A 13,599-nucleotide genomic window follows, 5' to 3' on the forward strand; every position below is an offset into this window, starting at 1 on the left:
GGCTCGGGGCTCGGGGCGGCCGCAAGGCCCGCCGCCGTGAAGGAAAAACCGGCGCTGCGAGGCACCGGCGGGACGGGAGGCGCGCTCAGACCGCCACCGCCTGCGCCGCCGGCCCGGCATTCGGGCGCAGACCGAGCAGGTGGCAGATGGCGTAGACGAGGTCCGCGCGGTTCAACGTATAGAAATGGATATCGGTGACGCCGCGATCAACGAGGTCCGTCACCTGCTCCGCCGCCACCGCGGCGGCGATGAGCTTGCGGGTCTCGACGTCGTCGTCGAGGCCCTCGAAGCGCTTCAGCAGCCAGGCCGGCACGCTCGCGCCGGTGCGGGTGGCGAAATTGGAGGCCTGCTTGAAGTTCGTCACCGGCAGGATGCCGGGCAGGATGGGAATGTCGATACCCTTGGCCCGCACCTTGTCCAGATAGCGGAAATACACGTCGTTTTCGAAGAAGAACTGGGTGATGGCGCGGGTGGCGCCGGCATCCACCTTGGCCTTCAGATAGTCGATGTCGGCATCAAGGCTGGGGCTCTCGGGATGCTTCTCGGGATAGGCCGAGACCGAGACCTCGAAATCGCCGATCCGGCGGATGCCCTCGATGAGGTCGCAGGCGAAGGGATAGCCCTCCGGGTGTGGCTCGTAGCGCGTGCCCACACCGCTCGCGGGATCGCCGCGGAGCGCCACGATGTGCTTCACCCCGGCATCGCGATAGGAGCGCACCACATCGTCGATCTCGTCCCGGCTCGCGCCGACGCAGGTGAGGTGGGCGGCAGGGTGAAGGTCGGTCTCCTTCACGATGCGCGCGACGGTGGAGTGCGTGCGCTCGCGGGTGGAGCCGCCGGCGCCGTAGGTGACCGAGACGAAGCTCGGGGCGAGCGGCGACAGGCGGCCGATGGAGGACCACAGGGTCTTCTCCATCTCCTCGGACTTGGGCGGGAAGAACTCGAAAGAGACCTTGACCGGCGGCCGGTCCATCTCCCGGCTGGCCCGCACCGGAGCCAGGGCAAGGGCGGGGGTCGTCATCAGGCAATCTCCCTGTCGGCAAGGTCGGCTCCGGCCACCACGAAGCGCGGGTCGCGGGCGAGCCAGAGCGATACGGTGAGGCCGTCCCCCGTGTCGCCTTCGGGGGTGAGGCTGCGGAACGAGACGAGGTCGAGGCCGGCATCCGCGAGCCAGCCTTCTACCGTCTCGCGGGCGAAGCCGAGATGACGGTGGGCCTGGGCCTCGCGGAGGAACTCGAGGGCGTGCGGGGCGAAGTCCACCACCAGCAGCCGGCCACCCGGCGCCAGCACCCGCGCCGCCTCCTTCAAAGCGCGGCGGCCGTCGTCGAGATAATGCAGCACCTGGTGCACGATCACCGCGTCAAAAGCGTCGCGCGGGGCCGGCACGGCATAGATGTCGCTCTGGCGCAGCAGGCAGTTGCGCACCCCGGCATGTTCCAGATTGGTGCGCGCCACGCCGAGCATGTCAGGCGAGAGATCGACGCCCATGCCGCGCTCGATGTCGGGGGCGAACATTTCCAGCATGCGGCCGGTGCCGGTGCCGAGGTCGAGCAGGGAGCGGATGGGTACGCCGGCAAGGGCGTGGCGGACCGCCGCCTCCACCGCCGCCTCGGGCACGTGCAGGCGGCGAATCTCGTCCCACTGGCGGGCGTGAGCGGCGAAATAGGCCTGGGCGGCCTGGGCGCGCGCGGTGCGCACCGCATCGAGCCGTGCGCGGTCGCCCGCCAGCACCGGGTCGTCGCGGTCGAGCAGATCCAGCAGGCCGGCGGCGATGCGTCCGCCCGGCCCTTCGGCGGCGCGGCGATAGAACACCCAGCTGGCCTCGCGATGCCGCTCCACCAGCCCGGCTTCCGCCAGGAGCTTGAGATGGCGGGAGATGCGCGGCTGCGACTGGCCGAGAATTTCGGTGAGGTCGGAGACCGTCAGCTCCGCCTCCCCCAGCACCGCCACGAGGCGCAGCCGGGTATCTTCCCCGGCAGCCTTCAGGCTTTCGAGGACGGCGGCGAAGGACAACGGCGCGCGCGACAGGCGATCTGACATAAAGATATCTTTATATCCTTACCGGAAGCGGTTCAACCCATTCCTGACCTATTCGTTCGGCCGCGTGCGCGAGCCGATCACGATCGCGCGTCAACCCTTCTGACCCATTGCCGGCGAACGACCGCAAGTCTACACGGGGATCAGATGATCCGCCCCGTTGCGACGGATTTGACGGATCTGAATACCACTCATCGGGGCGAAATTTTTCCTCACCCCGTTTCCAATTTCGTCACGTTTCACGGTTAACACCTCAGACATGACCCTGCGCAACACCTTCCTCCTCGCCGCCTTCGGGGCATCCGTCCTCACCGCTCCGGCCCTCGGCCAAGGCGCCTATGGCACCCGCTACAGCCTGCCTGCGGCGGGCGAAGAGGAAACCGGTACCCTGCCTCCGGGCTCGGTGGGCGGCTATGGCGAGGCGCCTCCCGGCTACTCCGACCCCTATGCGCGGCAGGCCCCCGTGCGGCGCGATCAGGTGGAGCGCACCGAGCTTCCCCCGCCCGGTCCGGGCGCGACCTATGCCGTGCCGGCGGCGCCCCAGCCTTACCCCCAGCAAGCGTACCCGCAGCCGGCCTACCCGCCGCAGCAGGGCTATCCGCAGCCGGTCCAGCCCAATTATGCCCGCGCTCCCATGGGCGTCCCGGCTGAAGCGGGTCCCGCCCCCATCGCGGTGGTGCCCGAAGGCCAGCAGGCCTATGGCGGCCAGCCGCCCTACAACACCCCGCCCGATCTCTATGGTCGCCAGCCGGCGCCTGCGTCCTACGAACCGCCCCAGCAGGTGTATGGCCAGCCCGCCGGCGCACAGCCCGGTTACGGTCAGCAGGCCTATGGCGGCTCCGGCCGCGGCGCGGTGGATCAGGACGCGCTCTATGCCAGCCTGAACGCCGGCCCCCCGCCCGCCGGTGTCTACGGCCCCAACTCCGCCGTGGTGCCCGGCACCACCGAGGCGCCCTCCGGCCCGCGCATCGAGAATATCGATCCGACCGAGCCGGTGCCCGAGCGCTTCCGCCGCCAGACGGTGGACTACGTGACCACCCAGCCGGCCGGCACCATCGTCATCGATACGCCGAACACCTACCTTTATTACGTGCTCGGCGGCGGCAAGGCGATCCGCTACGGCATCGGCGTGGGCCGCGAGGGCTTCACCTGGGCCGGTACGGAAAAGATCACCGCCAAGAAGGAATGGGCCGACTGGCGCCCGCCGTCTGAGATGATCGAGCGCCAGCCCTATTTGCCGCGCTTCATGGCCGGCGGCCCGGGCAACCCCCTCGGCGCCCGCACCATGTATCTCGGCGGCACCGTCTACCGCATCCACGGCACCAACGAGCCGCAGACCATCGGCAAGTTCGTGTCGTCCGGCTGCTTCCGCATGCTGAACGCCGACGTGGAAGACCTCTACGACCGCGCCAAGGTGGGCACCAAGGTGGTGATTCTGCCCAAGTCCGGCACGCCTCAGGCCAATGCCGGTTCCGGCCCCGTCTCCACCGCCGCTGCCGGAAAGCCTGCGGCCCAGCGCTGAGTGCTGCAAAGACCTACAGATCGAACGGCCCGGCCCATCGCCGGGCCGTTTTGATTCGGGCCGGCGGCAGCGCTCGGGGCTCCGCAATCCGCCGGATGCGCGGGCCCCTGTCCGACGCCCTTCACTTCGATATGATGGCCCCGCAGCGATCTAGCTGACAGGAGGGGGCCCATGTCGATGCCTGCATCTGCGCCAACGCCAGCGTCTACCGTCGCCGACCATCTGCACGCCGTGCGGGCCAGCTGGGGCTGGTTCGCGGTGCTCGGCATCGCCTTCATCGTGCTGGGCTTCGTCGCCCTCGCCCACGTTCTCGCCTCCACATTCGTCACCGTGCTCTATGTGGGCGCGCTGATCGTTGTGGGCGGCGTGGTGCAGGTCATCCACGCCTTCCGTGTGCAGAGCTGGGGACGCTTCTTCTACTGGCTGCTCGCCGGCATCCTCTACGTCGTGGCCGGCGCGCTCATGATGTACAACCCGCTGCTCGGTGCCGGCGTGCTCACCCTCATGATCGGCGTGGCGCTGGCGGTGGAAGGCATCTTCCGCATCTTCGCCGGCCTCGGCAGCCGCCCCGGCCAGGGCTGGGGCTGGATCGTCGTCTCCGGCATCGTGACCTTGCTCCTGGGCCTCATCATCATCGCCCGCTGGCCGGTGAACTCGGTCTACATCCTCGGCCTCTTCCTCGGCATCGACCTCATCGTCAACGGCGTCGGCACGCTGCTGTTCGGCCTCGCCCTGCGGGGCAAGAAGGCCTGAGCGCACCAACCGGAAGGAGCCGTCCCGCCCGCCTGCGAACCAGGGGCGATGCCGCCGACGGGCGGGACGGACAGCCCCGGGGGGCGCCGGGGCATGGGGTGCGGCCGGGGGCTCCGGCCGGGTTCACGGCGCCGCAGGGGCGCGCGGCTTACTCGGCCGGCTGGGGCAGCGCGGCGGGCGCGTCTTCCTCGTCCTTGACCTTGACGCGGAACCAGGTGGCATAGAGCGCCGGCACCACCAGCAAAGTCAGCACGGTCGCCACCAGCAGGCCGCCCATGATGGTCACCGCCATGGGACCCCAGAACACGCTGCCGGCGAGCGGGATCATGCCCAGCACCGCGGCGAGCGCGGTGAGCACCACCGGGCGGGCCCGCCGGAGCGTGGCGTCGACGATGGCGCGATGCGGCGTGTGGCCGTCGCGGATGTCGTGGTCGATCTGGTCCACCAGGATCACCGTGTTGCGCATGATCATGCCGGCGAGCGCGATGAGGCCGAGCAGCGCGACGAAGCCGAACGGCTTGTGGGCGATGAGCAGCGCCGCAGTGGCGCCGATCAGCCCGAGCGGCGCGGTGGCGAGCACCAAGGCAAGGCGCGAGAAGCTCTGCAGCTGGATCATCAGCAGCGTCAGCATGACGATGATCATCACCGGGAAGACCGCCGCCAGAGAGGCGTTGGCCTTGACGCTCTCCTCGATGGAGCCGCCGGTCTCGATGCGGTAGCCGGGCGGCAGCTCCGCCTTCAGCGGGGCGAGCTTCGGCAGGATGCGCGTGGTTACGTCGGGCGGCTGGACGCCGTCCTTCACGTCGGCGCGCACGGTGAGCACCAGGTCGCGGTCGCGCCGCCACAGGATAGGCTCCTCATGGGCGTAGGCGATGCGCGCCACCTGGCCCAGCGGCACGGCAAGGCCGTTGCGCGTGGTGATGGTGAGCGCCGCGAGGTGTTCGAGGTCCACGCGCTCCTCCGGCACGGCGCGCGCCATCACGTCGATGAGCAGATTGCCCTCGCGGTGCTGGGTCACGGTGTAGCCGGTGAGCAGGGTCTGGAGCGTCTCGGCGATGTCGCGCGGCGCGGTGCCGATGGCCCGGGCGCGGTCCTGGTCCACCGACAGGGTGATGGACTTCACCTGCTCGCCCCAATTGAGGTGCGGGTCGATGGTGTCCGCGTCGGAGGCCATGACCACGCGCACCTTCTCGGCGATGTCGCGCACCGCGATGGGATCGGGACCCACCACGCGGAACTGCACCGGGAAGCCCACCGGCGGGCCGAACACGAAGCGGTCCACGCGCACCCGCGCCTCCGACAGCGCGCCCTCGGCGAGGGCCGCGTCCAGCCGCGCCTTCAGCCGCTCGCGGCCGGGCACGTCCTTCGCGACGATCACGATCTGCGCAAAATTGGGGTTGGGAAGCACCGGATTGAGGCCGAGCCAGAAGCGCGGCGCGCCGCGGCCCACGTAGGTGGTGGCGGTGGCCACGTCCTTGTCGTCGCCGATGAGCGCCTCGGCCTTCTTCGCCGTGGCCTCGGTGACGGTGATGGACGTGCCCTCGGGCAGGCGGACCTCCAGGAACAGCTCGGGCCGGGTGGAGGTGGGAAAGAACTGCTGCTGCACCAGGCCGAAAGCGCCGATCGAGGCGGCGAACATGCCGACCGTCGCCGCGATCACCAGGAAGCGGTGGCGCAGGCACGCTTCCAGCGCCCGCCGCAAGATGCGGTACATGCGCCCGTCGTGCATTTCGTGGTGGGCCGCCTTCTTCATGTCCGGCAACAGCACCGTGCCGAGGTAGGGGGTGAAGATCACCGCCACGAACCACGACGCGATCAGCGCGATGCCCACCACCCAGAAAATGCCGCCGGCATATTCGCCGGAGGAGGACTTGGCAAAGCCCACGGGCAGGAAGCCCGCCGCCGTCACCAGCGTGCCGGTGAGCATGGGAAAGGCGGTGGAGGTCCAGGCGAAGGTCGCCGCCCGCATGCGGTCCCAGCCCTCCTCCATCTTCACCACCATCATCTCGATGGCGATGATTGCATCGTCCACCAGCAGGCCGAGGGCGATGATGAGCGCGCCCAGCGTGATGCGGTGCAGGTCCATGCCTGACGAGAACATGACCAGGAAGACGATGGCGAGCACCAGCGGCACGGAGAGCGCCACCACGATGCCGGTGCGGAAGCCGAGCGAGAGGAAGCTCCCACCAGCACGATGACGAGGGCCTCGAGGAAGGTCTTCAGGAACTCGCCCACCGATTCGCCGACAATGTGCGGCTGGTCGGCCACCTGGGTCACGTCGATGCCGTGGGGCAGCTCGGCGGTGGCCTCGGCCATGGCGGACTTGAGGGCCGCGCCGAGCGTGATGATGTTGGCGCCCTGCTCCATGGACACGCCGATGCCGATGGCCGGCAGGCCGTGCTGGCGCATCAGGAACGAGGGCGGGTCTTCATAGCCGCGCCGGACGGTGGCGATGTCGCCGAGACGCACCAGCGCGCCGTTGACCGCCACCGGAACCTCGGCGATGGCGTCGACCCCGGTGAAGGCGCCGGTGACGCGCAGGTTGATGCGGTCGGAGCGGGTATCCACCGCGCCGCCGGCCACCACCGCGTTCTGCCTTGCGACGCTGTCGAACACCTGCTGGGGCGTCACGCCGAGGTTGGCGAGGCGGGCGTGGGAGAATTCGATGTAGATCTTCTCCGGCCGCTCCCCGATGAGATCAACCTTCTCCACGTTGGGCACGCGCAGGAGCCGCTGGCGGATGATCTCGGCCTGCCGCTTCAGCTCGGCCGGCGAGGCGCCCGCGCCGCTGAGGATGTAGAGGGCGGAATAGACGTCGCCATATTCATCGTCGAAGCCGGGACCAACCACGCCGGGCGGAAGCTCCCCGCGCATGTCGGAGACCTTCTTGCGAACCTGGTACCAAAGCTCCTTGACGTCCCGCGCCGGCGTGTCGTCGCGCAGGATCACCTGCACGAAGGAGACGCCCGGCCGCGAATAGCTCTCGACGCGGTCGAGGTGCGGAAGCGATTGCAGCTTCTTCTCGATGGGGTCGGCCACCTGGGCCTGCATCTCCGAGGCGGTGGCGCCCGGCCACGCGGCCTGCACCACCATCACCTTGATGGTGAAGGAGGGATCCTCGGCCCGGCCGAGGTTGAGATAGGAATAGGCGCCCGCCGCCGCGAGCAGCAGGATGGCGAACAGGGTCAGCGCGCGGTGGGTGATGGCCCAGCGCGAAAGGTTGAACCGGCCGACGGGGCTCTCGCCGGCGTCGTGGGGCGCCTCGGCGCCGTTTGGGGTCTGGCCGGCGGGGCTCACGGACGGCGCTCCGCGACAGCGGTGGCGGCGGCGGGGCGCGCGGCGTAGCGCGGCGCGCCTTCGGGAGAACGCTCGGCCACGTCGGTCGGGGCCACCGCCTTGGCGGTGCGCACCTTCTGGCCGGGCAGCAGCGTCTGTACGCCAAGCGTGACCACGTCGTCCCCCGCCATCAGGCCGGAGGCGATCAGCACCGAGTCGCCGGTATAGGCGGCGACCTCCACGGGCCGCGCCACCAGGGTGCGCGAGGCCGGGTCCACCACGAACATCTGCGGGCCATGGCCGCGATCCACCAGAGCCGACAGCGGCAAGCGCGCCACCGCCTGCTGGCCCTTGGGCTGGAGCGTCACGGTCGCGGTCATGCCGAGGGCGACGGTGTCGTCCACGCCCTCCAAGGTGAAGCGCGCGGGATAGGTGCGGGAATTGACGTCCGCCTGGGGCGACAGCTCGCGCAGCCGGGCGGGGATGCGCCGGCCCGGGTCGGCCCACAGGGTGACGGTGGCACCGGCACTGCGGGCGTCGGCCAGAGCCGTCTCGGGCAGGGAGACCACCGCCTCCTTCTCGTCGAGACGGGCGATGCGGACGATGGTTTGGCCGGACGAGACCACCTGACCGGGTTCCGCCGAGGTCGCGACCACCACGCCGGCCGCGTCGGCCGCGAGGTCGGAATAGGAGAGGCGGTTCTCCGCCAGTTCCAGGGAGCGCTTCGCCCGCTCGAGACGGCCCACCGCCTCTTCCTTGGCGAGGGACTTGCGGTCGAGGTCGGCGCTGGAGGCGGCGCCCTTGGCGGTCAGCGAGCGATAGCGGGTATCCTCGGCCGAGGTCTGGGAAAGGTTGGCCGTGGCGGCGGCGAGCTCCGCCCGGGCGCTTTCCAGCTCCAGCTTCAGGTCCTCGCGATCGAGGCGGGCCACCACCTGGCCGGGCTCGACCCGTTCGCCGACCTCGACGAGGCGCTGCACCACCTTGCCGCCGACGCGAAAGGCGAGGTCGATCTCTCGGCGGGCGCGGACCACGCCGACGAAGCTCTTCTCCGCCTCGCGGGGGCGATACACCACCGTCATCACCTGCACCGGGCGCGCCACGACGGCGGGCGCCTCGGTGGAGGCATTGGCATTGGCCGGGTTCTCCTCACCGCATCCAGAGAGAAGAACGCTCGCGCCGGTCAGCGCCGCGGCGATGACGCCGGCCCGGAGGCGGCGCATCGCGCGGTTTTCGGCATGGGCGGGTGTCATGGGCTCGATCCTGTCGAATATGAAGTTATGGCTCAGAACTGATGATTTTCTTCGATCGTCACTTTATGGGCGCACGAAAATCCGCCCGCCCCACCCAATCAGGGGAGAGGCGAGCGCTCGACCTCGATGCTGCGCAGGAGGAACACGAGTGTCTCGCGCAGGTTGGTCGCCAGATCCTCGTCGATGTTCTGGGCCACCAGAACCGGATGGCAGTAGCGCACCGTCGCATGCATCAGCATCACGCTGACCTTGCGCGGGTCATGGGGCACGAAAACGCCGCTGGCGATGCCTTCCGCCAGCACCGCTGCGACCATTCCGGCGATGCGCGCCTTGTGGGCCTCTATGGCGTCCCAATTGTTCTCCATCGCCACGAGGACCATGTCGTGCAGGCGCCGCTCCTCAAGGAAATTCTCCTTGTGATAGCGCAGGATCGCGAGATAGGCGTCGATGATGCGCTGCTGCGGCGAACCCGGCCCGCCTACCACAGCGGCGATCTCGGCCTCGCTCTCCAGCAGACAGCGGGTGCAGATGGTTGCGACGATGGCCGTCTTGGACGGAAAAAAGCGGTATACGTTGGCGGCGGACATGCCGAGTTCGGCGGCGATGTCGGCCACCGCCGTCTTGGCGAAACCCATGCGGCGGAACAGTTGTTCGGCCGTGCGCGCGATGCGCTCGCGGGTTTCCTCCGCCGTCTCCTTCACCCTGACGTTCACGCCGCTCTCCTTATCTCTGACGATTATCATAATTCGTCAGAACTAAAGAACCAAGAGGGAATTGGGAATAATTTTCGCCCCGTGTCGGCGCCCGTCCCGGCTCCACGTCCTCAGATCGGTCCGACGCCAAAGGGGGAGGAGAACGATGCCGCGCAAGGTCCTGGTGCTCATCGGAACAAAGAAAGGCGCCTTCATCCTTCAAAGCGATCCGGCGCGGCGCGACTGGGCGCTGGCCGGCCCCTTCTGCGACACCTGGCCCACCAACCATGTGGTGGCCGACGCCGCCACGGGCCGAATCTATGCCGCCGGCGGCAATGAATGGTTTGGACCCGCGGTCTGGCAGTCCGACGATCTCGGCGCCAGCTGGACTCACTCCAGCCGTGGCCTCGCCTATGGCGAGGGCGAGACGCCGGTGAAGAGCGTATGGAGCCTCGCGCCCGGCCGCGACGGCGCGCTCTATGCCGGCGTGGAGCCGGCCGGCCTGTTCCGGTCCGACGACGGCGGCCAGACCTTCGTCCATCTGGATGGGTTGCAGAAGCATCCCTCGCGGGGCGAGTGGAATCCTGGCGGGGCCGGCCTCATCCTGCACTCCCTCGTGCTCGACCCGGACGATCCCGCCTCGGTCTGGGTGGGCATCTCCGCCGCGGGCGTGTTCCACAGCGCCGACGGCGGGAAGAGTTGGAGCGCCCGCAACCGCGGCACCCGCGCCGACTACATGCCCGAGGACCAGCGCTATCCCGAGCACGGCCAGTGCGTGCATTGCGTGGTGAAGGCGCCCGGCCTGCGCCACCGCCTCTACCAGCAGAACCATTGCGGCATGTATCGCTCGGACGACGGCGGCCAGAGCTGGCGGAGCATCGAGGCGGGCCTGCCCTCCTCCTTCGGCTTTCCCGCCGCCGCCCACCCGCGCGACCCGGAAACGCTCTTTCTGGTGCCGCTGAACGGCGACACCGCCGGCCGCTTCATGCCCGAGGCCAAGGCCGCCGTGTGGCGCACCCGCGACGGCGGCGCCTCCTGGACCGCGCTGCGCACCGGCCTGCCCCAGACCAATGCCTATTTCAACGTGCTGCGCCAGGCCATGGCCACGGACACGCTGGAGCCGGCAGGCGTCTATTTCGGCACCGGCTCCGGCGAGATCTACGCCAGCGCCGACGAGGGCGAGAGCTGGACCCGCCTGGCCGAGCACCTGCCGACCATCTCATCGGTGGAAACGCTGGTGGTGGAGGCCTGAGTGGCGCACGCGCCAGCCCCGGTGAAGCTCCGGCTGCCGGCCCATCTCGTCCGGCTGTTTCCGGACGGTGTGACGTATCTGGAGCTGGAGGCGGCGAGCGTGCGCGACCTCATGGACGCCCTGGAGGCGCGCTGGCCGGGCATGCGCGACCGGCTGTGCGACGAGCGCCCGGCGATCCGCCGCCACATCAATGTCTTCGTCGATGGCCGCCGCGCCCGGCTCGACACCGTGCTGCCCCCGGGCGCGGACGTGTTCGTGCTCACCGCCATCAGCGGCGGCTGACGCTGCTCAGCCGCCGGCGACAAGACAGCCCGGGGGCATGGCGAGGCCGTCCAGGGCCGCGACCACGCACTGGGCGGAGATGAGATTGCCGCGCGCCAGCGCCTCCCCGCTGGAGCCGGAGGCGTGGGCGGTGGCAACCACGTCCGGGCGGGCGGCGAGGGCCGCGGCCACCGGCTTGAGTGCGGGGTCTGCCTCGGCCTCGAACACGTCGAGGCCGGCGCCGCCCAGCCGGCCGGCCTCCAGCGCCGCGAGGAGCGCCCGGTCGTCCACCAGGCCGCCGCGCGAGGTGTTCACCAGCACGGCGTGAGGCTTCATGGCGGCAAGGGCAGCGGCGCCGATGAGGTGGCGTGTCTCCGGCCCGAGGGGGGCATGCAGGCTCACCACGTCGCTGCGGGCGATGAGGTCGTCCAGGGGCACATATTCGACGAAGGGGAAATCGGGGTCGGGGGTGCGCGTCGCCACGAGAACCTTGGTGTCGAAGCCGTGCAGCCGGCGCGCCACTGCCTTGCCGATGCGGCCGAGACCGACGAGGCCCACCGTCTTGCCGGTGAGGTCGAAGCCGCTCACCACCCGCCAGTCGTCCGCGGCGATGGCGATGGCGCTCTCCTTCAGCCGGCGCAGCACGGCGAGGATCATCGCCAGGGTGTGGTCGGCGACGGCCGGATCATTGGCGCCCGCGGCGATGGTGACGATCCGTCCGAGCGCCCGGGCTCCGGCGATGTCGACCCGGTCGTAGCCGACCCCACGCCGGGCGATCACCTTCAGGTCCGGGTGCGCGGCCAGAATCTCACGCGTCACCGCCCGCTGGCCCACGATCCAGCCGACCGCGCCTTCCAGAAGGGCGCTGAGCGCCGCATCGGGAATGTCGCTGTCGAGGGCGTCGGCGGGCAGGCCCGACGGCACGGCGACACAATCGTGCTCGGCGAGATAGCGGGCGGCCGCGTCGTCGAACAGGCGGGTGGTGATGAGAATGCGGCGGGGGGCGGGCGACACGGGCAGACGACCTCTGCGCAGGAGACGGGAAACGAAAGTCCCTCCTCCTCCGCCGGAGCGCCAAGATCAAGCCCGCCGTGTGGACAGCGATGCCGCACAATGCAAAAGGGCGGCACCGAGGGGTGCCGCCCGAAGGCAAGGGGGCGGGCCTGAACCCGTCCCCGTCCGCGCCGCGCGGGCGGTCAGGCCGCCTGCGCACTCCCCTCCACGGTCGCGCCCTCGATGGTCTTCGGGGCCGACGCGTTGCCGATGGGGATGATGCGGGGCTTCTTGGCCTCGGGAATGTTGCGCACGAGGTCCACGTGCAGCAGGCCGTTCTCGAGTACCGCGCCCTTCACCTCCATGTGGTCGGCGAGCTGGAAGCGTCGCTCGAAGGCGCGGGCAGCGATGCCGCGATACAGCAGCTGGCCATTCTCGGCGACCTCGGACGACTTCTTCTCGCCCTTGAGGGTGAGGGTGTTTTCCTTCACCTCGATGCCGAGCTCGGCATCGGTGAAGCCCGCCACGGCCACCGTGATGCGATAGGCGTTCTCGCCGGTCCGCTCGATGTTGTAGGGCGGGTAGGTGGGCGCTGCATCCACGCCACCGACGGAATCGAGCAGCGAAAACAGCCGGTCGAAGCCCACGGTGTTGCGATACAGCGGAGACAGGTCAAACGTACGCATGGCATATCCTCCTTTGAAGCGACATGCGGGACCCGCACAGGGCCGGGTCCGGTCAAGGCGCCGTCAGGTTTGCCCGGCGCCTGCGGTCGATGTGGGAAAGGGTCCAGCAGGCGTCAAGAGGGCGCCGGAGGGGACAAGCTGAACGGGCGATGAACGCCGGCGTCGGGCCGCGTTCACCCGTGCGGGCTAGACTTTGCAGAACGATACAGCTCCATCCGCCGGGTCCGGCGTTCTGGGAGGAGCACAGGCGATGTGGGCCGGCTCGGCCGCCGTTGCGGCGATAGTCTTGATGGCGCTGGCGCCTCCGGCGGCCGCCGAATGCGGCCCCCCTCCCGGCGCCGCCGAAGCGCGGCCCACCGTTGCCTCCCCTGCCAGCGTGGAGTCTGGCGCCCGGCCGGCGGTGGGCCGCTCGGAAGCCGGGGCCGTCGGGCTCTCGGTCTCCCGTCCCTTGGCTCGGTCGGCGGACCCCACCGCCGCGCAGGCAGCCGTGACGGGGGCGCCCATGCCGGGCGCGGTGCCGCCGCGCGCCTACCGGCCCTATCACCTCCAACCCCAAAGCGGCCGGCCGCTGACGTCCGACAGCGTGGCGGAGAGCCTGGAGGCCCGCGGCTTCAGCCAGGTGGGCGCCATCCGCCAGCGCGGCCAGTCCTTCCTCGCCGAGGCCACGGGCCCGCGCGGCGAGCGGGTGCGGCTGGTGCTCGATGCCGCGAGCGGCGAGATCAGCGGCATGCAGGTGATCGGCTACGAGCGCCGACGCTAGATCCCGGTCGGTCCGCCTCGGACATCCCGCTTGCGCGCAAAGGCCGATGCCTGGGCGGAACCGGGCGGCGCGCCCCTTCGGACCTCGCGATTGTGGAGCCGGCCCGCAGCGTGTAAC

General features: G+C 69.9%; 11 protein-coding genes and 1 pseudogene. 5 read left to right on the forward strand and 7 right to left on the reverse strand.

The features are described 5' to 3' along the window. Positions 1-85: 85 nt before the first annotated feature. Both metF and ABLE93_RS17110 read right to left on the reverse strand, forming a co-directional pair. Complete coding sequence (metF, locus tag ABLE93_RS17105; protein ID WP_348841058.1) at positions 86-1,021, reverse strand: methylenetetrahydrofolate reductase [NAD(P)H]; 936 nt, start codon at positions 1,019-1,021, stop codon at positions 86-88. Then, positions 1,021-2,040: an ArsR/SmtB family transcription factor gene (locus ABLE93_RS17110; protein ID WP_348841059.1), complete on the reverse strand. Its 1,020-nt coding sequence runs from the start codon at positions 2,038-2,040 to the stop codon at positions 1,021-1,023. The genes metF and ABLE93_RS17110 overlap by 1 nt, the downstream gene beginning before the upstream one ends. 256 nt (positions 2,041-2,296) lie before the next feature. Between ABLE93_RS17110 and ABLE93_RS17115 the strand changes: the two genes are divergently transcribed. Together ABLE93_RS17115 and ABLE93_RS17120 are read left to right on the forward strand one after the other, a co-directional pair. After that, a complete protein-coding gene (locus ABLE93_RS17115) occupies positions 2,297-3,559 on the forward strand; it encodes a L,D-transpeptidase family protein (RefSeq protein ID WP_348841060.1) in 1,263 nt (420 codons plus the stop codon). Positions 3,560-3,730: 171 nt separating this feature from the next. Then, positions 3,731-4,312, forward strand: coding sequence for an HdeD family acid-resistance protein (locus ABLE93_RS17120; RefSeq protein WP_348841061.1), 582 nt, complete (start codon positions 3,731-3,733; stop codon positions 4,310-4,312). Between the two features lie 148 nt (positions 4,313-4,460). Here ABLE93_RS17120 and ABLE93_RS17125 read toward each other — a convergent pair. The 3 genes and pseudogenes from ABLE93_RS17125 to ABLE93_RS17135 form a co-directional block, all read right to left on the reverse strand. Beyond that, positions 4,461-7,516, reverse strand: a pseudogene (locus ABLE93_RS17125) (efflux RND transporter permease subunit). An 89-nt stretch (positions 7,517-7,605) separates the two neighbouring features. Continuing rightward, positions 7,606-8,838 (reverse strand): efflux RND transporter periplasmic adaptor subunit, encoded by a 1,233-nt coding sequence (locus ABLE93_RS17130; protein ID WP_348841062.1) that lies wholly within the window; start codon positions 8,836-8,838, stop codon positions 7,606-7,608. A 98-nt stretch (positions 8,839-8,936) separates the two neighbouring features. Further along, complete coding sequence (locus tag ABLE93_RS17135) at positions 8,937-9,551, reverse strand: TetR/AcrR family transcriptional regulator (protein ID WP_348841063.1); 615 nt, start codon at positions 9,549-9,551, stop codon at positions 8,937-8,939. A gap of 145 nt (positions 9,552-9,696) precedes the next feature. On the opposite strand from ABLE93_RS17135, the gene ABLE93_RS17140 reads away from it, so the two are divergent. Both ABLE93_RS17140 and ABLE93_RS17145 read left to right on the forward strand, forming a co-directional pair. Continuing rightward, the gene (locus ABLE93_RS17140) at positions 9,697-10,782 is read left to right on the forward strand and encodes a WD40/YVTN/BNR-like repeat-containing protein (RefSeq protein WP_348841064.1); all 1,086 of its coding nucleotides are present in this window, start codon (positions 9,697-9,699) and stop codon (positions 10,780-10,782) included. Beyond that, positions 10,783-11,064: a MoaD/ThiS family protein gene (locus ABLE93_RS17145; RefSeq protein ID WP_348841065.1), complete on the forward strand. Its 282-nt coding sequence runs from the start codon at positions 10,783-10,785 to the stop codon at positions 11,062-11,064. A gap of 6 nt (positions 11,065-11,070) precedes the next feature. Here ABLE93_RS17145 and ABLE93_RS17150 read toward each other — a convergent pair whose 3' ends face one another. Both ABLE93_RS17150 and ABLE93_RS17155 read right to left on the reverse strand, forming a co-directional pair. Then, complete coding sequence (locus ABLE93_RS17150; RefSeq protein ID WP_348841066.1) at positions 11,071-12,057, reverse strand: phosphoglycerate dehydrogenase; 987 nt, start codon at positions 12,055-12,057, stop codon at positions 11,071-11,073. A 182-nt stretch (positions 12,058-12,239) separates the two neighbouring features. Beyond that, complete coding sequence (locus tag ABLE93_RS17155; protein WP_348841067.1) at positions 12,240-12,722, reverse strand: Hsp20 family protein; 483 nt, start codon at positions 12,720-12,722, stop codon at positions 12,240-12,242. A 250-nt stretch (positions 12,723-12,972) separates the two neighbouring features. Between ABLE93_RS17155 and ABLE93_RS17160 the strand changes: the two genes are divergently transcribed. Then, entirely contained in the window at positions 12,973-13,482 is a 510-nt protein-coding gene (locus ABLE93_RS17160) for a hypothetical protein (protein ID WP_348841068.1), read from the forward strand. Positions 13,483-13,599 lie beyond the last annotated feature (117 nt).

The organism is Xanthobacter pollutisoli (assembly GCF_040044995.1).
GTDB lineage: Bacteria > Pseudomonadota > Alphaproteobacteria > Rhizobiales > Xanthobacteraceae > Xanthobacter.

Bases quoted from the DNA above. Each gene is read 5' to 3' on its own strand.
- metF (WP_348841058.1), bottom strand. From the start codon at position 1,021: ATGACGACCCCCGCCCTTGCCCTGGCTCCGGTGCGGGCCAGCCGGGAG.
- ABLE93_RS17110 (WP_348841059.1), bottom strand. From the start codon at position 2,040: ATGTCAGATCGCCTGTCGCGCGCGCCGTTGTCCTTCGCCGCCGTCCTC.
- ABLE93_RS17115 (WP_348841060.1), top strand. From the start codon at position 2,297: ATGACCCTGCGCAACACCTTCCTCCTCGCCGCCTTCGGGGCATCCGTC.
- ABLE93_RS17120 (WP_348841061.1), top strand. From the start codon at position 3,731: ATGTCGATGCCTGCATCTGCGCCAACGCCAGCGTCTACCGTCGCCGAC.
- ABLE93_RS17130 (WP_348841062.1), bottom strand. From the start codon at position 8,838: ATGACACCCGCCCATGCCGAAAACCGCGCGATGCGCCGCCTCCGGGCC.
- ABLE93_RS17140 (WP_348841064.1), top strand. From the start codon at position 9,697: ATGCCGCGCAAGGTCCTGGTGCTCATCGGAACAAAGAAAGGCGCCTTC.
- ABLE93_RS17155 (WP_348841067.1), bottom strand. From the start codon at position 12,722: ATGCGTACGTTTGACCTGTCTCCGCTGTATCGCAACACCGTGGGCTTC.
- ABLE93_RS17160 (WP_348841068.1), top strand. From the start codon at position 12,973: ATGTGGGCCGGCTCGGCCGCCGTTGCGGCGATAGTCTTGATGGCGCTG.